Source organism: Roseateles sp. FW305-36 (assembly GCF_058787015.1).
Genome location: NZ_JBYSZK010000005.1, coordinates 173,714 through 193,200, shown reverse-complemented (window position 1 = coordinate 193,200; position 19,487 = coordinate 173,714). Strand labels below are relative to the sequence as shown.

The window sequence follows — 19,487 nt, the reverse complement described above, 5'->3', positions numbered from 1 at the left end:
GGTGCCAGAGGTTGAATGGGTCGGTGTAGGTGACGCGCTGGTCCCTAGGGCGGCCGCGGGAACTTGGCGCTCAAGGTGGTGAGCGATCGCGGCTGCCGGTCACAGGCCTGGGCGCGTCAATGGCGGAAGGCCTCCATCGCGGCCGTGAAGCGTTGGGTCGAGTCCAGCGCGCCCAGCGAGTAGTGCGTCCACGACTGGATCGCTTCGGGCTCCCAGTAAAAGACGCCTAGACCCAGGTCGCCCAGCGCCTGGTTGCGCTGGATCAGGTCGGCGAGCATCGCCTTGGCTTCGGTGGGCTGGTCGTACGGGAAGCCGGTCTCGACGATCATGACCGGCTTGTGGAACCGGCTGGCCAGATCCGCCATGGTCGCGCTGACCTTCGGGGACTCGGTGCGCCAAACCTTGGACGGCGTGTAGCCCGGGTAGTAGGACAGGCCGATGACGTCGACTTTGCCGCCCTGGGCGGCGTAGTTGTCGAACCACCAGCGCGCCTGGGCCGTGTCCCAGCCGTTGTCGATATGGATGACGACGGCGGCGTTCGGATACACGGACTTCACCGCGTCGTAGCCCGAATTAGTGAAGGCGGCCAGCTGATCGAAGTGGTCCACCTTGCCCTCGGGCCACAGCAGGCCCTGAGTGATCTCGTTGCCGACCTGGACCCAGGCGATGTCGATGCCATTGGCCTTCAGGTAGGCCAGCGTGTCACGCGTGTTGGCGTAGACGTCGGCCTTCAGCGCATTGACGCCGTGGGGCGCCCACGCGGCGGGCTTGGTCTGCTTGCCGGGGTCGGCCCAGTCGTCGCTGTAATGGAAGTCGATCATGAGCTTCTGGCTGCGTGCCTGGGCGCGCAGGGCCTTGGCCAGCGTGTCGTCGCGGCCGTTCCAGCCGCCTTTGGGATCGACCCAGACGCGCAGCCGGATGGCGTTGATGCCGTAGCCCTTCAGCAGTTCGAACGGGTCGGCCTTGGCGCCGGAGGCGTCGTTGAAGGCGAAGCCCAGGCTCTCCTGCTGCGTGACCCAGCCGACATCGGCACCGTAGGCGTAGTTGGCAGCGACGGGCGCTGCAGGTGATGAGGACGCGGGGGATGGCGATGGTTCCGCCGCGCTGGCCGTCGTGCCGCCACCACCGCCTCCGCAGGCACACAGGGTTGCGACGAGCAGGGTCGACAGGCTGGATTTGAAGGACATGGCTGAACTCTGTTGTGTTGGCGGCGGAAAAAGAAAACCCGCCGGCGATGTCATCGAGATCGCGGGCGGGGCTTTGCAAGCCTCCTCAAGCGCGCGGTGCGGGCACCACGCGCTGCGGCGTCACAGTTTGTAGGTCACGCCCACGTTGAAGCGGCGGCCAAACTGGAAGTTCTCCTGACGATACGGGTCGTTGGAGTAGGTGTAGATGACCTTCTGGTTGGTCGCGTTCTCGATGCCGAAGCGCACCGAGATGTGGTCGCCGAGCTTCTGCGACAGGTTCAGCGACACCCAGGTCTCGGCACCGTTCTGCTGGATCAGCGTCGAGTCCCAGGTCGGCGCGCGGTTGTAGGCCGTGTGGCGGTTGGCCGACAGGCGGGCCTCGAAGCCGTTCTGCTCGTACCAGACCGTCAGGCCGCCGTTGCCCCGCATCAGGCCGTTGGCCGTGATGGGCGCGAAGGTCTTGCCGCTCTGGTCGCCGTTCTCCTTGATGCTGCCCGTGCTGTAGGTGTAGTTGCCCATCAGCCCGAGGCCGTTGGCGAAGGACTGCTGGTAGACCAGCTCCAGGCCGTGCACGTCGCCGCCGTCGCGGTTGACCTGCTGCGTGCAGTAGGCCGCCTTGCCGCCATAGGTGCAGGCTACCGACGCGAGGCCGATGTAGTCCTTCACCTGCTTGTAGAACAAGCCGGCTGAGAAGAAGTTGCCCTTGCCAAAGTAGTGCTGGTAGGCGACGTCGAGCTGGTCGGCCATCATGGGCTTCAGGCGCGGGTTGCCGCCGGAGACGACGGTGGGGTTGACGCCGTTGGGGTCGGTCGTGACGGTCTGCGCGGAGGTCATCACGTCCAGCGGTGCGCGCGACAGTGCGCGTGACAGGCCGAAGCGCAACTGGTTCGTGTCGTTCTCGTCCAGGCTCAGCACGAGGTTGAGGCTGGGGAGCGCCTTGGTGTAGGCGATGCCATCCTGCGTGGGCGTCACCACGTTGTTGATCAGCGAGTTGCCGTAGCCCGTCTGGCTGGTGTGCACGATGCGCAGGCCGACGTTGCCGCGGTAGCTCAGGCCCCCGACGGTGCCGTTCAGGTCGCCCTGTACGTAGGCGGCGGTGCTGCTTTCCTTCGCGCGCCAGTCCTTGGTGGTGAGGTCGCTGGTGGTGGGTGTGCGGCCGGCGGCGCTCAAGGTCGAGGCACCGAAGAGCTTGGTGATCTCATCCTCGACGTTGTTGAAGGCGACGAAGTCGGGGCGGCCAGACACGGTCACGCGCTTCAGGTCGCTGGGGTTGAACTGGGCCCAGCCGTAGTCCCACGAGGTCTGCTCGTAGTGCTTCTCGCGCTGCGTGGCACGCAGGCCGAACTTGAGCTTGTTCAGGTCGCCGAAGTTCAGTCGGCGCGTGACGTTGACCTGCTCCGAATCCAGCTTGTCGTGCAGCGTGCCGGCCGTGGTCGGGCCCCAGGTCTCGCCCGTCCAGTTGTTGAAGTTGGTCGGGTTGCCGCTGTCGGCGCTGAAGCTGTAGGTGCTCCAGCCGTCCTTGGGGAAGTTCCAGGTCAGCTTGCCCGTTTGGGGCGAGTTCATGTCCAGCTCGACGGCCGTCCAGAGCGTGTCGCGGTCGGCGGTGGAATGAGCCACGTCGGCGTCGATCTGCCAGTCGTCGAGCTTCCACTTGGCGTTCAGGCCGGTGGCGAAGTCCTTCATGTCCTGCTTCCACAGGCCGTTGATGGTCGTCAGCTTCGCATTGGCCAGCGTGCCGCCGGTCACGTAGCCGCCGCTGACGGTGGGAGCCCCGCTGTACGCGGCCGCGCAGCCGTTGTTGGCCCACTGGCAGGTGTCGGCGGTGTGGATGTATTGCTGCTCCTTGATGTCGGAGCGGGCCGCGTAGATGTCGCCGGTCAGGGAGAACGTGCCATTCGGCTTGTATTCGACCTTGCCCAGCACGCTGGAGCGCTTGTTCGTGCCGTTCTTGATGGCGTTCTGGAAGCCCCAGGACTCGATGGCGGCATTCTTGTTGCCGTTGCCGCTGTCGAAGCCCCAGTTCTGCACGCCGTCCTGCAGCACCGGCTGGTCGTAGTAGCTGAAGGCCAGCGCCACGCCGATCGTGCGGTTGGCGAATTGGTCGACGTAGATGCCGCCCAGGCGCGGCGACCAGGTCTTGGCGCCGTCGATCTTGGCGCCGAGCTGGTAGTAGTTGGCATCGGCCTTCAGCGACAGCTCACGGCTCTTGTAGCTCAGCGGGCTGACGGTCTGCAGGTCGATGGTGGTGGCGATGCCGCCTTCGGCGATGTCGGCCTGCTGGGTCTTGTAGATGGTGGCGCCCGACACCGATTCGGACGGGAACATCTCGAAGCGCACGGCGCGGTCGGGTTCGGAGGACGCGAACTCGCGGCCGTTCAGCGTGGCGCCGACGAAGCGCGGGCCCAGGCCGCGCGCGACGATCTGGCTGGCATTGCCGCGGTCGATGCCGGCGGCCATGCCGGGCAGGCGGGCGAGCGATTCGGCGATGGTCGTGTCGGGCAGCTTGCCGATGTCCTCGGAGGCGATGACCTCGACCATGCTGTTGGACGCTTCCTTGATGTCCAGCGCCTTGCGCACCGAGGCGCGGATGCCGCTGACGACGACGGTTTCCAGCTTGGCATCGCTGTCATTGGAGGGCGTCTGGGCCGCGGCGGGCAGCAGGGCGAAGGCCGGCAACAGCAGGGCGAGCCGGGTCGGCTTGAAGGGGTTCTTTGGCATGGGGTCTCCGTAGACTTTTCTAGTGGGCGCGGCTCTCTTTGGGGCCGGCTGAAAAAATGGTACGGAGCGGTTACATGCCAAACGTATGACTTCTTTGAGCGCAGCTATGTTGATTTCGGAAGGCGTTGCGCGGCGGCCCTCAGCTATCCGCCGGCGAGATAGAAGATCGCTGAAAAGGAATAGCTCGCTGCGGGTTCACCCGGAGCGTGGAGTAGATTCCCCCGCCATGAATCGCCTGCAGTCCGAGTTGCACCGTCTCTACCTCTTGCCCTCGTCCGAAGAGGGGGGGCGACTGACCGACGACGCGGGCCAGGTGCGGGCCCTGGTCATGGAATTGACCGGCCCGGCCGACTGGGAGCCGCTGTCCGGGGTCTGGCGTGGCGTGCAACTCGACCTCGAACTGCCGGCACCGGCGATCGCAGTGTCGGGCACCGATGGGTTGCAGCTGTGGTTCTCGTTGCAGCAGCCCGTCAGCGCGTCACGCGCCGCGGACTTCCTGGCTGGCTTGAGGGCCCGCTACCTGCCGGGCCTCGCGCCGGCCACCCGGCTGCGGCTGAGCCCGCCGGCAAGGGCGGCAGCGGTGCCCGCGGAACAGCCGTCCACGGGCAACTGGTCGGCCTTCATTGCATCCGATCTCGCGCCGGTGTTTGCCGACACGCCCTGGCTGGACATCCCGCCCGGCGTCGAAGGGCAGGCCGACCTGCTGGTGCGGCTGCAGAGCATCAAGCCTGAGGCCTTCGATGCCGCGCTGCGTCGGTTGCAAGCTATGGGTTCAGCGGCGGCGCCCGTCGTGCCGCCAACGGGCAACGACGTCGACCCGAGACGCTTCCTGCAGCAGGTGCTGAACGACGAGACGGCGGCGCTGGCGTTGCGTGTCTCCGCGGCGCAGGCCCTGCTGAAGTGCAGTCGAGACGATTGAGTGGTCGCCGGGAGGCGGATGTTGGCAACGACAACGTCGGCGCAAGCATGTCGCAGACGAGAAGGCCGGCAGTTCATCCGAACGGATGCCCCCAAACCATCCGTCTGTCGGCTGGGCAACGTGTGGGGGCCTTCCTAGACTGCCCTGCAACGGTTGGATTGAGTGCTGGCCAAAGCCGCTGACGCGGCGGATGGGTGGCCGGCCCCGTCCCGTCGACAGGGAGAGTTCCATGCTGACTTCCGCGTTTTCGACTATCGGCCGGCGCCTGGCCGCGCTGCTGGCGCTCATCGGGGCGCTGCTTTGCTGCCCATCCCCCGCGCGCGCCCACAACGACGGCGCCTATTGGCACGACTCCGGACCTGCTGCGCACAACCCCCAGTGGATGCTGACGCTCAGCGCCTCGAAGAAGCTCACCGAGCTGTCGTTGCCGGGCACGCATGACAGCGGAACCTTCCACGGCGTGGGCGGCCCCATCGCGCAGACGCAGACCATGACCATCCGGGAACAGCTGGATTCGGGCATCCGCTATCTGGACATCCGGCTCAAGTACTACGACCTCCTTGCACTGCAGGACTGCAACCAGTACTACCAATCGTCGAACTGCGCGCTGCTGGTGTTTCACGGCGGCGTCGACATGTTCCTGAATTTCGAGAGCGGCGTACTGCAACCCACCGTCGCCTTCCTGAAAAGCAACCCGTCGGAACTGGTCATCATGAGCGTCGTCATGGAGACGGCCGACTGCAAATGCGACCCAGCGCCCGCACTCGACGCATTGCTGGACCAACCCGCCGTCATCGACGGCGTGGCCACGGGTCAAAAGTATGCGGACTATCTGCTGCCCGCCACTTGCCCGGGTCCGGCCACATTGACCTTGGGCCCGGTCCCCCCGCTCAATTCGAAACCCGATCCGAACTCGTGCGATGCACGCGGCAAGGTCCTGCTGACCCACCAGTACATGGGTCCCTTGTCCACCCGTCACTACTACCGGCCCATTGTTTCGATGGGATATACGGGCGTGCTGTTCGACAAACTCCGCAGCAATCTGGACCTCTATGCCCGGCTCTGGCTGCCCGTCAAAAGCCATCTGGCAGACGCCGCCAACATCACCGACAGCGGCCAGCTCTATTACGTTGGCAGCGGTGGCTCAGATGGCGGGTTTCCCTATTTCTTCGCCAGTGGCCATTCCAGCGCCGAGACGGGTGCGCCGCGCCTGTCGACGGGGCTGGTGGACGGCGCCAGCGCCGACGCCTCCACCTTTCCCGACTTCCCGCGCACCGCATGCGCCCTCGGCCTGTGCACCATCTCCTACGAGGGCATGAACACGCTGATCGCGGACTACGTGATGCGCCCGGAGTTCCACGTTGCCGGCCGCCGCATCGGCATCATCCGTGCGGACTTCCCGGGGTCGCGCTTCATCACGGCGGTCGCCAGCGTGAACTCAGGCGTCAACTTCAATCGCCCGAGCTTCGGCTACGCCCTGGTGACGTCGGACAGCCGGCCCTACACCCCCGGGTCATGGACCAACCGGCAGGTCGTCATCACGCCGCAGTGCGATGTCTTCTGCACCGGCAACCGCGCGGTCGTGTCGGAGGACGCGCCCAACGGCTTCAACTACACGGTGACGGGTGGCGGCTACAGCGTCAGCTTCGCGATCAGCCCGGTCCGGATCGACCAGAAGCCGCCGACCATCACGGCGGCCGCGACGACGCAGCCCGGCGCCTCGGGCTGGTACACCAGCGACGTGGTCGTGCACTTCAGCTGCGCCGACACGGGTGGCTCCGGCGTTGCCGAATGCCCGGGCGACCAGGTGCTGAGCAAGCAGGGAACGGTGTCGTCCAGCCTGAAGTTCGCCGGCGACGTCGCTGGCAACAAGAGCGACGGCAGCAACATCGTCACGGTCAAGATCGACAAGACACCCCCCGCCGTCGTCTACCGCGGCAACCTGGGCTCCTACTCGCCGGGGCAAAGCGTCGACATCCGCTGCGAGGCCATGGACAAGGAATCCGGCGTGGCGTCGACGACCTGCGCAGACATTCGCGGCCTGGCGTCTTCGTTCGGCCCGGGCAGCCACAAGTTCAGCGCCAGCGCCACCGACGTGGCCGGCCTCACGGGCACGGGGAGCGTCACCTTCACTGTCGTGGCATTGCCGGGCGACGTGAACTTCGACGGTGCCATCAACTGCCAGGACCAGGCCGCCGTGAAGGCCGCCTTCGGCAAGCGCACCGGCATGCCCGGCTTCGACGCCCGAGCCGACGTGAACGGCGATGGCGTGGTCGACATCCGCGACCTGGCGTTCGTCGCACAGAAGCTACCGGCGGGCACGACCTGCCCCTGACCGCCCGCCAACGCAACGCACACCATCCAAGGAGAGCGAAATGATGAAACCGACGGGCCTGTGGGGAGTCGTCCTGGCGCTGCTGGCTGCGCCCGCCCTGGCGACGACCCTGACCTTCGCCGCCCCGCCTGCCGCCGTGCGGGCGGGCGACAGCTTCACGCTGGACGTGGGCGTTGCCGACGTGGCGGACCTGTACGCCTTCCAGTTCGACGTCGGCTTCGACCCGGCGATCCTGCAGGCCAGGGCCGCGCTGGAAGGCGATTTCCTCTCCGCCGGGGGGCGCACCACGCTCTTCTGGCCCGGCAGCATCGACAACCTCGCCGGCACGGTGTCGTTCGCGGCCAATACCCTGGTCGGGCCGGGGCCGGGTGTCACGGGCAGCGGCTGGGTCGTGCACCTGTCGTTCCAGGCGCTCACGGCGGGGCGCAGCGAGCTGACCTTCGGCAACGTCGTGCTGCTCGATTCGGCGCTGGCAGAGATCGCCGCGACGCCCCTCGGCAGCGCCGTCAGCGTGACCAGCGTGCCCGAACCCGCCTCAGTGGCGCTGTATGCGATGGGACTGGCTCTCCTCATGATGAGCACCCGGCGGATGCGAAACCGCCCTTGAGATCGATCGCGCCGCGCTGGCCGCAAGGGGGTGAGCCGCGTCCCCGAATCCAGCGCCAACCTGGCCAGAACCCCTGATTTGGCGGCATGATCGCGCGGCCATGACCGCGCCATTGCACGCACTGCACCTGCTCATCGTCGACGATCACCCCGTCGTGCGCGTCGGCATGGCGCAGCTGCTGCGCACGCAGCGCGAGGGCTGCGAGGTGAGCGAGGCCGACAGCCTGCCCGCCGCGCAGGCGCTGCTGATGGCCCGGCCCGACGTGGCCCTTGTCGTGCTCGACGTGCACCTGCCCGGCCTCCCGCCGTTGCAGGCGCTGCAGCAGCTGCGCGCGGAATGGCCGCTGCTGCCGGTGCTGCTGATGTCGGCCGACACCGACCCGCTGCTGGCCACGCGTGCCCTCGACGAAGGCGCCGCCGGCTGGCTGCCCAAGAGTGCCGACGTGGGCGTGCTGCTCGGTGCGCTGGAGCTGGTGCTGGCCGGCGGCTGCTATCTGCCGCCCTTCCTGCTGCAGCGTGGCGCCGACGTCGCGGAAGAAGCCCTCACGCAGCGCCAGGCCGAAGTGCTGGCCCAGCTGGTGAAGGGGCGCAGCAACAAGGAGATCGCCCGCGAGCTGGGCATGGGCGAGCCGACCGTGAAGGGCCACCTGGTGACGATCTTTCGCATCTTGCGCGTGCGCAACCGTGCCGAGGCGGCGCTGGCCGGGCAGGCAAGGCTGGCCTCAATGCGGTTCTGAAGGCGCGCTGAGCCAGGCACGCAGCGCCGCCGGCGGCAGCGGCTTGCGCGCCGGCTGCACGCGCAGGGCCTGCAGGGTCTTGGCGCTCATCGGCAGGGTCTCGCCGCTGATGAGCAGGGCCGGCAGCCTGGCGCCGAAGGCCTCGCGCAGGGCCGTGATGGCGCGCAGCCCGTCACCCTCACCGAGCCGCCAATCACTGATGAGACGCTGCGGCCGGGCACCGGCCGCGCGCATGCGCTCGAGCAGCGGCGCCACCGCGGCTTCGGCCCAGACCTCGCAACCCCAGGTGCGCAGCAGCGTCACCGTGGCCTCGCGCACGGCCTCGTCGTCTTCCACCAGCGCCACGCAGCGGCCCTGCAGCGGCTGGCCTTGGGGCACCGTGCGGGGCTCGGTCAGCAGGCGCGGCTCGTCCTCCGGCAGGCTGGCCGCGAAGCAGCTGCCATGGCCGAGGCGGCTGCGCAGGCTCACCGGGTGGTCCAGCAGCCGCGCCAGCCGCGCCACGATGGCCAGGCCCAGGCCATGGCCGCGACGTCGGTCGCGCCCCGGGTTGGCGAGCTGCACGAACTCCTGAAAGATGCGTTCGTGGTGCTCGGGCGGGATGCCCGGGCCGGTGTCCCAGACGGCGACCTGCACGCGGCCCGCGCGCCGTCGCGCCGCCAGCAGCACGCCGCCCTGCGCGGTGTGCGTCAGCGCGTTGGACAGCAGGTTGCGCAGCAGTCGTTCGAGCTGCTGCGCGTCGCTGCGCACCCAGAGCTGCGTCGGGCGCAACCGCCACTGCAAGCCCTTGGCCTCGGCCAGTACGGCGTACTCGGTGGACAGGCGCTCGAACAAGGGCTGCAGCGGCAGCGAACGCCACTGCGGCAGCAGCGCGCCGCTGTCCAGGCGCGACACGTCGAGCAGGCTTTCCACCAGGCCGTCCAGTGCCTGGGCCATGGCCTGCAATTGCTGCGCCGTCTGCGCCGCGCGCCGGCCCTGCAGTTCGTGCGCGGCCTGCGCGGCCAGCAGGCCGAGCGCGTGCACGGGCTGGCGCAGGTCGTGGCTGGCAGCGGCCAGGAAGCGCGTCTGCGCCTCGCGCGCCGCCTGGGCCTGGGCCAGCAGGGCCTCACGCTCGAAGCGCAGCGCGTGGCTCTCGCGCAGCAGCCGGGTGTGGCGCAAGGTCAAGGCCATTGCCAGGCCGACGGCGGCCAGCACCAGCAACGCGTTGTAGGCGCCGCCCCAACTGCGCTGACCCAGGAAGAGCGTGATCAGCGCCGTGGCCACGGGGGCGATCAGCATCACGAAGGCGCGTGGCTGCGGCGCCATCACGTTGATGCTGGCCACGCAGGTGAGGCAGGCCAGCATGGCGGCGTACATCTGTGTGGCATCGAGCCGCGCGTCGAAGGCCATCACCAGGGCCAGGGCCCACAGCCCGCCGGTCGCCAGCGCCCCCAGCTCGGCGCGCCGCTCCCACGGCAGGGCGTCGGCCGTCTCCGGCAGTCGCGCCACCTGGGTCTTCCACCAGGCGCGCAGCACGATCAGCACCGCGAACGCCAGGCCCCAGGGCAGCAGCACCGGCAGCGCCACGCGGTCGATCTGCGTGCCCATATGCAGCAGCACCAGCAGCGCCGCGGCCACCAGGCTCACGCCGCTCTGGGCATAGAACAGCCGCAGCATCGCGCGGCGCGTGCGTTCGTCCTGGGGGTGAGGCAGCATGGCTTGCATCATGCCTAGCCATGGACGAACTGGCAGCCCTACGAAAGGATAGCCGCAGGCCCCAGGCGGCCCGCCCGGCGCGTGGTCTTCACTGACCGGAGAGCCAGGACGCGGCCAGGCCCAGCGCGGCGCACAGACCCAGCAGCGGCATCACGCCGAGCTTGAAGCGGAACAGCGCCACGCCGGCGCCGACCGCGATCAGGGCCGAGATCCCGTCGAAGCGCCCGCCAAAGCCCTGCGGCCACAGCACGTGATACGCGAAGAACACCGCCAGGTTCAGGATGACGCCGACGACGGCCGCCGTGATGGCTGTCAGCGGCGCGGTGAATTGCAGCTTGCCGTGGGTGGATTCGATGACCGGCCCGCCGGCCAGGATGAAGACGAAGGACGGCAGGAAGGTGAAGAAGGTGACGACGCTGGCGGCGGCCGCGCCGGCGAGGAACAACGCGTCGGGCCCGAAGAGCTGCTTCGTCCACCCGCCGACAAAGCCGACAAAGGCCACCACCATGATGAGCGGCCCCGGCGTCGTCTCGCCCAGGGCCAGGCCGTCGATCATCTGCGTGCCGGTCAGCCACTGGTGCTGCTCGACGGCGCCCTGGTAGACATAGGGCAGCACGGCGTAGGCGCCACCGAAGGTCAACAGCGCGGCCTTGGTGAAGAACCAGCCCATCTGCGCGAGAGCACCTTGCCAGCCACAGGCCAGCACCAGGCCGGCCATCGCGACAAGCCACAGGCCCAGGCCGATGCCCAGCACCCGCACCAGGCGGCCGCGACTGAAGCGGGCATGGCGTGGCGTGGGGGTGTCGTCGTCGATCAGCGCCGGGCCGTAGCTCTGCTTCGCGGCGTCATGACCGCCACCCAGGGCGAAGACCTGCGGCGCGCGTCGGCCGCCGACATGGCCGATGAGACCGGCGCCAAGCACGATGAGAGGGAAGGGCGCGTCCAGCGCAAAGATGGCGACGAAGGCTGTGGCGGCGATGCCCCAGAGCCAGGCGTTCTTCAGCGCCCGCGTGCCGATGCGGTGGGCCGCATGCACGACCAGGGCCGTCACGGCGGGCTTGAGTCCGTAGAACAGCCCCGCCACCAGCGCGAGCTTGCCGAAGGCCAGGTAGACCCAGGACAGCGCGACGAGGATGAACAGCGAGGGCAGCACGAACAGTCCACCGGCCACGATGCCGCCCCAGCCGCGGTGCATCAGCCAGCCGATATAAGTCGCCAGCTGCTGGGCCTCGGGTCCCGGCAACACCATGCAGTAGTTCAGCGCATGCAGAAAGCGCTGCTCGCTGATCCAGCGGCGCCGCTCGACCAGCTCGGTGTGCATGATGGCGATCTGCCCGGCCGGCCCGCCGAAGCTGATGAAGCCGAGCTTGAGCCAGAAGCCCAGGGCCTCCCAGAAGGCGATGGGCGCTGGTGCCGCTGTCACTGCTTCAGCGTGTTCAGCCAGCGCAGGCTGGTCTCGATGCTGGCCAGCGCGGCGGCTGGCTGGTCGTGCTCGACGAAGAAGTGCTCGATGCCGCGGCTGGCCGGGTCGGCCAGCAGGCCGGCGAAGTCCACGACACCGGGGCCGACTTCGGTCATCTGCGCGAAGGCGTCGTCCATCTTGAGGCTGAGCACATCGCCGCCGACCAGCGGCGGCAGGGCCTTGAGCTGCTTGAGATGGACCATGGGGAAGCGGCCCGGGTGGGCACGCATCAGCGCCAGTGGGTCCTGCCGCGCCGCCACGGCCCAGCACAGGTCCAGTTCCATCTTCACCAGCTGGGCATCGCAGTCGGCCAGCAGCAGGTCATAGGGCCGCTGGCCCTCGAGCGTCGCGAACTCGAAATGGTGGTTGTGATAACAGAACTGCAGGCCGGCGCGGCGGCACAGCTCGCCGGCGCGGTTGAAGCTGTCGGCGCGGCGCTTCCAGCCGTCGAGGTCGCGCCACCGGGCCTCGTCGACCCAGGGAAAGACGAGGTGGCGATGCCCCAGGGTCTTGGCGGCGTCGATGATGGCGGCGCCTTCGGGGCCGAGCAGGCGGTCGTTCACATGGGCCGACGGCGCGGCCAGGCCCAGTTCGTCCAGCCAGCCGCGGATGCGCTGCGGCGACTGGTCGAAATAGCCGGCGAACTCCACCTCGCGATAGCCTAGGGCGGCGATGCGCTGGAGGGTGCCGCGGAAGTCGCGCTTCAGCTCATCGCGAACGGTGTAGAGCTGCACGCCAGGCCGGGCGATGCGCGGGGCATCGGCGGCCCAGGCCGGAGCAAGGCCGGCCGCGAGCAGGCCCTGCAGGACGAGGCGCCGGTCCACGTTCATGCAGGCACCCGGTAGATGGCGCAGAGCTTGTTGCCGTCGGGGTCGCGCACATAGGCGAGGTGGAAGTTGCCGAGGCTGTGCTCGCGCAGGCCCGGAGGCTCCTCGATGGAGGTGCCGCCGTGGGCGACGGCGACGTCGTGCAACTGCTTCACCTGCGCGGGCGAATCGCACTTGAAGGCGACGGTGCCGCCGTTGGCAAAGCTGGCCGGCTCGTCATTGATGGGTTGGCTGATGGCCAGGGTGCTGCCGTTGTGGCGGTAGAAGAGGCGCACATGGCCCGAGGCTGCGACGTTGCGCACGGGCTGGCCGGCGCCGAGAACGCCCAGCACCGCGTCGTAGAACTGCTTGGACCGCTCGATGTCGTTGCTGCCCACCATGATGTGATTGAACATGTCGTCTCCTCGCTGTTGGCGTCCTGCGCTCGGCGGGCAGTCTATGCGCGAGCGCCGGCGGGCCGCCGGGACGCTCGCCAAGTTCGACGGTTTTGACAAGTTGTCTACCAACTAGTAGACTGGCTGCATTCGACAGCTCCGACATGCCGTGACCGCAGAACTCTCTCCCAAGGCCGCCGAGATCGTCGCTCAGACGCGCGCGCTGTTGGTCGCCGGCGGCTACAACAGCTTCAGCTATGCCGACCTGGCCGAGCGGGTCGGCATCACCAAGGCCAGCATCCACCATCACTTCCCGAGCAAGGCCGTGCTGGTGACGACCGTGGTGGCCCTGTACCGCGAGGAGGCCAGGCAGGGGCTGGCGTCGCTGGAGCGCGAGATCGACGACCCGCTGGCGGAGCTCAATGCCTATGCGGATTACTGGGCCGCCTGCATCCGCAGTGGTGAGTCGCCTTTCTGCATCTGCGCCATGCTGGCCACCGAGATGCCGACCATCCCCGAAGAAGTGGCCGTCGAGGTGAAGGCGCATTTCCAGTACTTGAACACCTGGGTGGCTTCGGTCCTCAAGCGGGGCGCGGCGCTTGGCCAGTTCCAACTGCTCAACAGCCCCGTGGTGTCGGCCCGCGCCTTCATGGCCGTCGTGCATGGCGCCATGCTGATGTCCCGCGCCCTGGACGATCCCAAGGCCTTCGCCATCATCGTCCAGCCCGCCATCCTGAAGCTGACCGAGCCGAGCTGAGCCCGCTTTCATCCATGGGCGGCTCGACCGCCTTTCCTTTGATCCATCAATCTATCAACTAGTAGGTTAACTTCCAATCGGAGCCATGTCATGCCTCACCCGCTTTCATCCCTCGGTGCCGTGCACACCGTCATCAGCCTCGTGCCGGTGCTGGCCGGCCTGTATGGATTCGTCCGCTTTCATCGCATCCAGACGTCGGAGCGGTCCGGCCAGGTCTACCTGTTCGGGCTGGCCCTGTCGGTGCTGACCTCCTTCGGGCTGTCCAGCACCGGTGGCATCAATGCCGGCCATGTGCTGGGCGTGCTCGCGCTGTTGGCAGCCTTCGGCGGCACGCTGCTGGTGCCGCGGCTGCGCTTGCCGGGCCGACTGGCGCCACACCTGAAGACGCTGGGGCTTTCCGCGAGCTTCTTTCTGCTGCTGGTGCCGGGCATCAACGAGACGCTCACCCGGCTGCCGGCGGCGGGGCCGTTGGCCACGGGACCCGACGATCCGCTGGTGCGGACCTCGCTGCTGGCCTGGCTGGTGGTCTTCCTGGTCGGCTTCGCGCTGCAGGTCAGGGAAACCCGATCGGCGCGATGACGCAGCTCAGTTCAGGCCCGCCGCCCGCGCCGCCAGCGTGCCCAGCTCGCCATACAGCGGCAGCACATTGGTGCCGGCCGTCGGGTGGACGCGGTTGGACAGCAGCACGAAGAAGCTCTTGCTGGCCGGGTCCATCCACAGGGCGCAGCCCGTGAAGCCGGTATGGCCGAAGCTGGTGGGCGGATACAGACTGCCGCGCGGCCGGGAGTAGGGCGTTGCGATGTCCCAGCCCATGCCGCGCTTCTCGGCAAGCTGAGGCAGAGATTGGGGCATGGTCAGCAGCACCACGCTGTCGGCCGACAGCAGGCGCCGGCCATCCTGGGCCACACCGCCGCCCAGCAGCATGCGGGCGAAGCGGGCCAGGTCGGCCGTCGTGGTGAACAGGCCCGCATGGCCGGCCACGCCGCCCATCTTGCGGGCCGTCGGGTCATGCACCTCGCCGCGCAGCACTTGGCCGTCCGGCAGCTTCTCGGTCGGCGCGATGCGACCGGCCGCCATGCGGCGCAGCGGTAGATAGCCGCTGTCCTTCATGCCCAGGGGCCGGAAGATCAGCTGCTCGGCCAGGCGGTCCAGCGTGGTGTCGCTGACGCGTTCGACGAGGAGGCCGAGCAGGATGAAGTTGACGTCGGAGTAGCGAAACTGCGTGCCGGGCGCCGCGGCCAGCGGCAGGGCGCAGGCGATGCGCAGCGCGTCCTCCCGGCCCGCCCAGTCGCCGGCGCCGTTGCGTGGCAGGCCCGAGGGCAGGCCCGAACTGTGCGTCAGCAGCTGGCGCAGCGTGATGCCGGCCTTGTCCTCGCCGCCGCAGCCGGGCAGGTAGCGCTGCAGCGGCGCCTCGACGTCGAGCTGGCCGCGCTCGCGCAGCAGCTGCACCAGCGTGGCGGTGACGATGGGCTTGGTCAGCGAGGCAGCGTCGAAGACGGTGGCTTCGTCCAGCGGCTCGGGCGCGGGATCGACGGCGCGCTGGCCGTAGGCCCGATGGTGGCTGCCCTGGCCGATGCGCTCCATCCACAGCGCGGCGCCGGGCAGGGCGCCCAGGGCGATGAAGCGCTCGACGGCGGCGTCGGCCTCGGCGAGGGGCGCCGGCGCGAGGCCGGGAGGGTGGGCACAGCCGGTCAGCAGAACCGCTGCCAGCAGCCCTGCGGCGGCAAGAAGGGCTTTCATGGCCGCTGATTCTCCGGGCCTTCGACCGCGCTCAACCGCGGCCTGCGATCTCAGGGGAAGGTCTCGGCATGCAAGCGCGCGGCATCGACGGCGTCACGGTCGTGCCAGAGGCAGTGCGTGTTCTTGGCGGTCATGCAGCTCTCCTGGCGGGCCGTGAACCCTCACCGCAGCTCATACCTTTCGATGGTTTCGGCATGCGTTCAGTCGCGAACTTGATTGCTCTGAGGGACCGCGCGGCGTTAAGGTCGGGCTGTACTGTTTGTCTCCTCCGCCCCTCCGGGTGGATTCAACCCTTCGGGCCGTTCCGGGCCGGAGGGTTTTTTCTTGCGGCGCAAACCGCATGAGGGCCCCGGTTTTGCGTCGTTGGCCGACGGCCGTGCTTGGGCCATCATGGGCCTTTCATCGACCCTGGCGTGGCCGCAGCATGAGCAGCGAAACCCTGACCCGCATCGACATCCGCCCGCTGCCCGGCAGTTTCGCCGCCGAGGTGCTGGGCCTGGACCTGAGCCAGCCGCTGGGCGACGAGGACTTTCGCCGCATCCACCGGGCGCATCTGGACCACCATGTGCTGGTCTTTCGTGACCAGCGCATCACGCCCGAGCAGCAGATCGCCTTCAGCCGCCGTTTCGGGGCGCTGGAAATCCATGTGCTGCACCAGTTCCACCTGCAGGGCCACCCGGAGATCCTCATCGTCTCCAACATCGTCGAGAACGGCCAGCCGGTCGGCCTCGGTGACGCTGGCCATTTCTGGCACTCGGACCTGTCGTACAAGGAAATGCCCAGCCTGGGGTCCCTGCTGCTGGCCCAGGAGTTGCCCAGCGAGGGCGGCGACACGCTGTTCGCCGACCAGCACGCCGCCTGGGAGGGCCTGCCGCCCGAGTTGCAGGCGCGCGTGCGCCACCTGCGGGCCGAGCACTCCTACCTCGCCAAGTACGAGGAATTGCGTGAGCGCAACCCCTGGCGACCCAAGCTCAGCGCCGAGCAGATAGCGCGAGTGTTGCCTGCCGTGCAGCCGGTGGTGCGCACCCATCCGGAGACGGGGCGGCTCGGCCTCTTCGTCAGCGAGCATTTCACGACCCGCATCGTCGACCTGCCCGAGGACGAGAGCCGGGCGCTGCTGGACGAGCTGTTCGCCTGGACGGCCCGGCCCGAACTGCAATACCGCCACCACTGGCAGCCCCACGACATGGTGTTCTGGGACAACCGCTCGGTGCTGCATCTCGCGGCCGGCTGCCCCGACCATCTGCGGCGGCGCCTGCACCGCACGACGGTCGAGGGCGACCGGCCGTACTGACCTACTGCGCTTTCACCTGCAGCCAGTTGATATTCCACTCCTTGCCGACGGACTTCAGGCGCAGGGTGTGGTTGCCGGCCGTCATGGCGAAGGCGGCGCTGGTCTTGGTGACCCAGGTCTGCCAGCCGCCGGTGTTGGGCACTTCCATCGCATTGACCACCTTCACGCCGTCCACCCAGACTTCGAAGCCGGTGCTGCCATTGGCGGTGGCCAGGCGGTAGTCGAGGCTGAAGTTGCCGGCCGTGGCGACGCTGATCTTGAACTCGATGTAGTCGTCGGGGTCGAAATAGCCGACGTCCTGGCCGCCGCCGGTGTCGCTGCAGTTCTCCAACTGGACGCCGCTCATGGCGGTGAAGGCCTCCGCCTGGAGGGTGGCCGGCACGGCAACCGACTGGATGGCGGTGCTGGCGGCGTCGCTGTAGTAGCTCTCGTTGACGGCGGTCAGTGAGGTCACGACATAGAAATAAGTCGTGCCGCTCGCTGCCGTGGCGTCCGTGTAGCTGGCGGTGGCGACCTTGTCGGCAATCTTCGTGTAGCTGCCGCTGGCGCCGTTGGCGCGGTAGACGTTGTAGCCGGTGACCTTGGCGTCGGCGCTGGCGGTCCAGCTCAAGGCATTGCTGTTGTTGCCCTCCACCAGCTTCAGGCCCGCGGGCCGTGCCGGCAGCTGGAAGATTTCCGGCGCCGTGGCGCTCGCCAGCCATTGGGTCAGGCCCGAGTGAGGCTCCAGGGCCTGGGTGGCGAAGCTCTTGAACAGGGTCTCGATCTCGGTGACGGTCGCGGTGGCGAAGTCCACCTTGCCCGTCATGTCGATGACGTCCTTGCCCTGCACCGGCTCCTTGTCCAGCAGATACATCTCGGCCCAGGTGTTGGCGCTGCCGTTGTCCTTGAACACGCCGTTCAGGGCATAGGTCTGGCCGCCCTGCAGCGTGATGGCCTGGTAGACGCCGCCGTTGACTTCCCCGGTCACGCCATCCGGGCGGGTCACGCGCAGAACGCCGCCATCGCTGCCCGTCGGGGTCTTGCCCGCGGCCGTGGCGTTGAAGTCCAGGTTCAGCTTGCCGCTGATGGTCAGCGCGGTCCAGCCGCTGTTCGAGCCGAAGCCGCCGTTGGTGACGACTTCCGCGTTCGTGGCGGTGTTGGTGATGCTGATCTTGTCGAAGCTCACATCGGGGTTGCTGCCGCTGTTGGCGCCGGTCTTGATGACGAAGTAATAGGTCTTGGCGCCGGTGCCGCCCACCTTGATGGTCGGGGCCTTGACCGCGCAGGCATTGGCGAAGCTGGAATCCCAGCCGGCGCAGTCCCAGGTGCTGGCCTTGGCGACCAGGCCGACGCCGCTGTCGAAGTTGGTGTTCGCCGCGTTGGTGACCATGCCCCAGGTGCCCTTGCCCGAGCCGCCCGCCGGGCTGACCAGCTTGTAGGACCAGGAGGTGGAGGCCCAGCCGTAGCCCGCGTAGGTGTCGTAGCTGGCGCGACCGATCTGGCCGCCCAGGTCCAGGCCGGCGCCCTGCCAGGGCTGGAATTCGCCCACCAGCAGCGGGATCTTCAGATCGCCAACCTGCTTGTTGTAGGCGCACACGCCCGTCGTGCCGGTCGGGCCGCAGCGCAGCCAGTCACGGTGGATCATGTAGGGTGTGTCGCCCGGGCGGTCGCCGAACAGGCCCGGGTAGGGGTGGATCTCGAAGGCGACGTTGGTGAAGCCCTTGGACGTCGGATTGCCGTAGGCGTCGATGCTGCCGTAGTGGCTGGGCAGCAGCACGATGTGCTTGTCGTCGACGGCGCGGATGGTCTTGTAGAGGTCCTCGACGCGCGTCACCATGGCTTCGGGGGTGGAACCCCAGGGCTCGTTGAGCGGGTCATAGGCCGCGACGACCGGCTCGTCCTTGTACTTGGCGGCGATCTGCTGCCACAGCCAGCGGGTGCGCTCCTGCGCGTCGGCATCGGTCCAGTATTTGTTCTGGCCGGCGCAGCCGGTGTGGTCGTTGGGGGTCTGGCCGCCGGCGGCACCGTGCAGGTCGAGGATGACGTAGATGCCGCGCTTCTTGGCCTGGGCGATGCTCCAGTCCAGGTATTTCCAGGCGTCGGCGCGCAGGGTCTTGGGCTTCTTCTCGTCCTCGATGACGCTCCACAGGATGGGCAGGCGCACGACGTTGAAGCCGAAGGCCTTCAACTGGTCCCAGTCGCGCTCGGTGATCCAGCTGTCGCGGTAGAGCTTGATCAGGCGCTCCTTCTCGTCATAGCCGAAGCGCTCGGTCAGCTTGGCCTCGAGGGTGCATTGGTCGGTCACGCCGTTGCCGCCCTGGCCCATCATCCAGAACTCCTGGACCAGCCAGTTGCCCAGGTTGGTGCCCTTCAGCAGCACCTGGCTGCCGCTCGCGTTGACCCATTTGCTGCCGTCGGTCTTGAGCTGGGTGAGGTTGTCGCCGGGAGCAGGGGCCGGCGCCGGTGCTGGCGCGGGTGCCGGGGCAGGCGCCGGGCTGGGAGCGGGCGAACCGCCGCCACCGCCGCAGCCCGTCAGAACGGCAGCACCCATCAGGCCGCCCAGCAATGCGCCGCGCGCGGAACTGCCCAGGTGGGCGGCGGCGCCACCCACGAACCATCGTCTTGCCACGTCTTGTCTCCGTTTTGATTTGGAACCGGTTCCAATCAGTATCCGGGACGTGTTCCGCGACTGTCAACAGAACCTGGGGTGGCTCCTAGGGAGAGGTGGTTTCCCTGCGTGAAATCACGGGTTGCGATGTGGAATCGGTTCCACTATGCGCGCCCGCGGCGCCGCTTCGGCCGGGGGGACGAGCGTCCGGAGTGGCCACGCCGCCGCGTTGCGGCCTACAAGCAGCTCGTC

15 protein-coding genes are annotated in these 19,487 nt (G+C 68.2%); 7 read left to right on the top strand and 8 right to left on the bottom strand.

From position 1 onward, the window contains the following. Window positions 1–116 precede the first annotated feature (116 nt). A complete protein-coding gene (locus AC3WOE_RS11500; protein WP_492690554.1) occupies window positions 117–1,187 on the bottom strand; it encodes a glycoside hydrolase family 53 protein in 1,071 nt (356 codons plus the stop codon). 120 nt (window positions 1,188–1,307) lie between these two features. Continuing rightward, window positions 1,308–3,905, bottom strand: coding sequence for a TonB-dependent receptor (locus tag AC3WOE_RS11495; protein WP_492690553.1), 2,598 nt, complete (start codon window positions 3,903–3,905; stop codon window positions 1,308–1,310). A 226-nt stretch (window positions 3,906–4,131) separates the two neighbouring features. On the opposite strand from AC3WOE_RS11495, the gene AC3WOE_RS11490 reads away from it, so the two are divergent. The 4 genes from AC3WOE_RS11490 (at window position 4,132) to AC3WOE_RS11475 (ending at window position 8,502) form a co-directional block, all read left to right on the top strand. Next, window positions 4,132–4,824 (top strand): hypothetical protein, encoded by a 693-nt coding sequence (locus AC3WOE_RS11490; RefSeq protein ID WP_492690552.1) that lies wholly within the window; start codon window positions 4,132–4,134, stop codon window positions 4,822–4,824. Between the two features lie 229 nt (window positions 4,825–5,053). Further along, on the top strand, window positions 5,054–7,159 hold the full coding sequence (locus tag AC3WOE_RS11485) for a dockerin type I domain-containing protein (protein WP_492690550.1): 2,106 nt from the start codon (window positions 5,054–5,056) through the stop codon (window positions 7,157–7,159). Window positions 7,160–7,199: 40 nt separating this feature from the next. Then, window positions 7,200–7,766, top strand: coding sequence for a cohesin domain-containing protein (locus AC3WOE_RS11480; protein ID WP_492690548.1), 567 nt, complete (start codon window positions 7,200–7,202; stop codon window positions 7,764–7,766). 100 nt (window positions 7,767–7,866) lie between these two features. Continuing rightward, complete coding sequence (locus AC3WOE_RS11475) at window positions 7,867–8,502, top strand: response regulator transcription factor (protein WP_492690546.1); 636 nt, start codon at window positions 7,867–7,869, stop codon at window positions 8,500–8,502. Here AC3WOE_RS11475 and AC3WOE_RS11470 read toward each other — a convergent pair. The 4 genes from AC3WOE_RS11470 to AC3WOE_RS11455 all read right to left on the bottom strand — a co-directional run bounded on the left by AC3WOE_RS11470 (window position 8,488) and on the right by AC3WOE_RS11455 (window position 12,878). Then, window positions 8,488–10,194, bottom strand: coding sequence for a sensor histidine kinase (locus AC3WOE_RS11470; protein ID WP_492690544.1), 1,707 nt, complete (start codon window positions 10,192–10,194; stop codon window positions 8,488–8,490). The genes AC3WOE_RS11475 and AC3WOE_RS11470 overlap by 15 nt on opposite strands. Before the next feature lie 88 nt (window positions 10,195–10,282). Then, a complete protein-coding gene (chrA, locus tag AC3WOE_RS11465) occupies window positions 10,283–11,617 on the bottom strand; it encodes a chromate efflux transporter (protein WP_492690543.1) in 1,335 nt (444 codons plus the stop codon). Further along, entirely contained in the window at window positions 11,614–12,486 is an 873-nt protein-coding gene (locus tag AC3WOE_RS11460; RefSeq protein ID WP_492690542.1) for a sugar phosphate isomerase/epimerase family protein, read from the bottom strand. The genes chrA and AC3WOE_RS11460 overlap by 4 nt, the downstream gene beginning before the upstream one ends. Next, entirely contained in the window at window positions 12,483–12,878 is a 396-nt protein-coding gene (locus AC3WOE_RS11455) for a VOC family protein (protein WP_492690540.1), read from the bottom strand. Before AC3WOE_RS11455 ends, AC3WOE_RS11460 begins: the two co-directional genes overlap by 4 nt. Before the next feature lie 148 nt (window positions 12,879–13,026). On the opposite strand from AC3WOE_RS11455, the gene AC3WOE_RS11450 reads away from it, so the two are divergent. Both AC3WOE_RS11450 and AC3WOE_RS11445 read left to right on the top strand, forming a co-directional pair. Further along, entirely contained in the window at window positions 13,027–13,614 is a 588-nt protein-coding gene (locus tag AC3WOE_RS11450) for a TetR/AcrR family transcriptional regulator (protein WP_492690539.1), read from the top strand. A 90-nt stretch (window positions 13,615–13,704) separates the two neighbouring features. Continuing rightward, on the top strand, window positions 13,705–14,193 hold the full coding sequence (locus tag AC3WOE_RS11445) for a hypothetical protein (protein WP_492690537.1): 489 nt from the start codon (window positions 13,705–13,707) through the stop codon (window positions 14,191–14,193). 6 nt (window positions 14,194–14,199) lie between these two features. Here the strand turns inward: AC3WOE_RS11445 and AC3WOE_RS11440 are convergent, their stop codons facing one another. Beyond that, a complete protein-coding gene (locus AC3WOE_RS11440) occupies window positions 14,200–15,354 on the bottom strand; it encodes a serine hydrolase domain-containing protein (RefSeq protein WP_492690535.1) in 1,155 nt (384 codons plus the stop codon). A 424-nt stretch (window positions 15,355–15,778) separates the two neighbouring features. Between AC3WOE_RS11440 and AC3WOE_RS11435 the strand changes: the two genes are divergently transcribed. Continuing rightward, a complete protein-coding gene (locus AC3WOE_RS11435; RefSeq protein ID WP_492690534.1) occupies window positions 15,779–16,648 on the top strand; it encodes a TauD/TfdA dioxygenase family protein in 870 nt (289 codons plus the stop codon). Between the two features lies 1 nt (window position 16,649). Here the strand turns inward: AC3WOE_RS11435 and AC3WOE_RS11430 are convergent, their stop codons facing one another. Then, window positions 16,650–19,256, bottom strand: a complete 2,607-nt coding sequence (locus AC3WOE_RS11430; protein WP_492690532.1) for a carbohydrate-binding protein — start codon at window positions 19,254–19,256, stop codon at window positions 16,650–16,652. Window positions 19,257–19,487: the final 231 nt, after the last annotated feature.

Bases quoted from the DNA above. Each gene is read 5' to 3' on its own strand.
- AC3WOE_RS11475 (WP_492690546.1), top strand. From the start codon at position 7,867: ATGACCGCGCCATTGCACGCACTGCACCTGCTCATCGTCGACGATCAC.
- AC3WOE_RS11480 (WP_492690548.1), top strand. From the start codon at position 7,200: ATGATGAAACCGACGGGCCTGTGGGGAGTCGTCCTGGCGCTGCTGGCT.
- AC3WOE_RS11485 (WP_492690550.1), top strand. From the start codon at position 5,054: ATGCTGACTTCCGCGTTTTCGACTATCGGCCGGCGCCTGGCCGCGCTG.
- AC3WOE_RS11455 (WP_492690540.1), bottom strand. From the start codon at position 12,878: ATGTTCAATCACATCATGGTGGGCAGCAACGACATCGAGCGGTCCAAG.
- AC3WOE_RS11440 (WP_492690535.1), bottom strand. From the start codon at position 15,354: ATGAAAGCCCTTCTTGCCGCCGCAGGGCTGCTGGCAGCGGTTCTGCTG.
- AC3WOE_RS11460 (WP_492690542.1), bottom strand. From the start codon at position 12,486: ATGAACGTGGACCGGCGCCTCGTCCTGCAGGGCCTGCTCGCGGCCGGC.
- AC3WOE_RS11495 (WP_492690553.1), bottom strand. From the start codon at position 3,905: ATGCCAAAGAACCCCTTCAAGCCGACCCGGCTCGCCCTGCTGTTGCCG.
- AC3WOE_RS11435 (WP_492690534.1), top strand. From the start codon at position 15,779: ATGAGCAGCGAAACCCTGACCCGCATCGACATCCGCCCGCTGCCCGGC.
- AC3WOE_RS11490 (WP_492690552.1), top strand. From the start codon at position 4,132: ATGAATCGCCTGCAGTCCGAGTTGCACCGTCTCTACCTCTTGCCCTCG.
- AC3WOE_RS11445 (WP_492690537.1), top strand. From the start codon at position 13,705: ATGCCTCACCCGCTTTCATCCCTCGGTGCCGTGCACACCGTCATCAGC.
- AC3WOE_RS11500 (WP_492690554.1), bottom strand. From the start codon at position 1,187: ATGTCCTTCAAATCCAGCCTGTCGACCCTGCTCGTCGCAACCCTGTGT.
- AC3WOE_RS11470 (WP_492690544.1), bottom strand. From the start codon at position 10,194: ATGCTGCCTCACCCCCAGGACGAACGCACGCGCCGCGCGATGCTGCGG.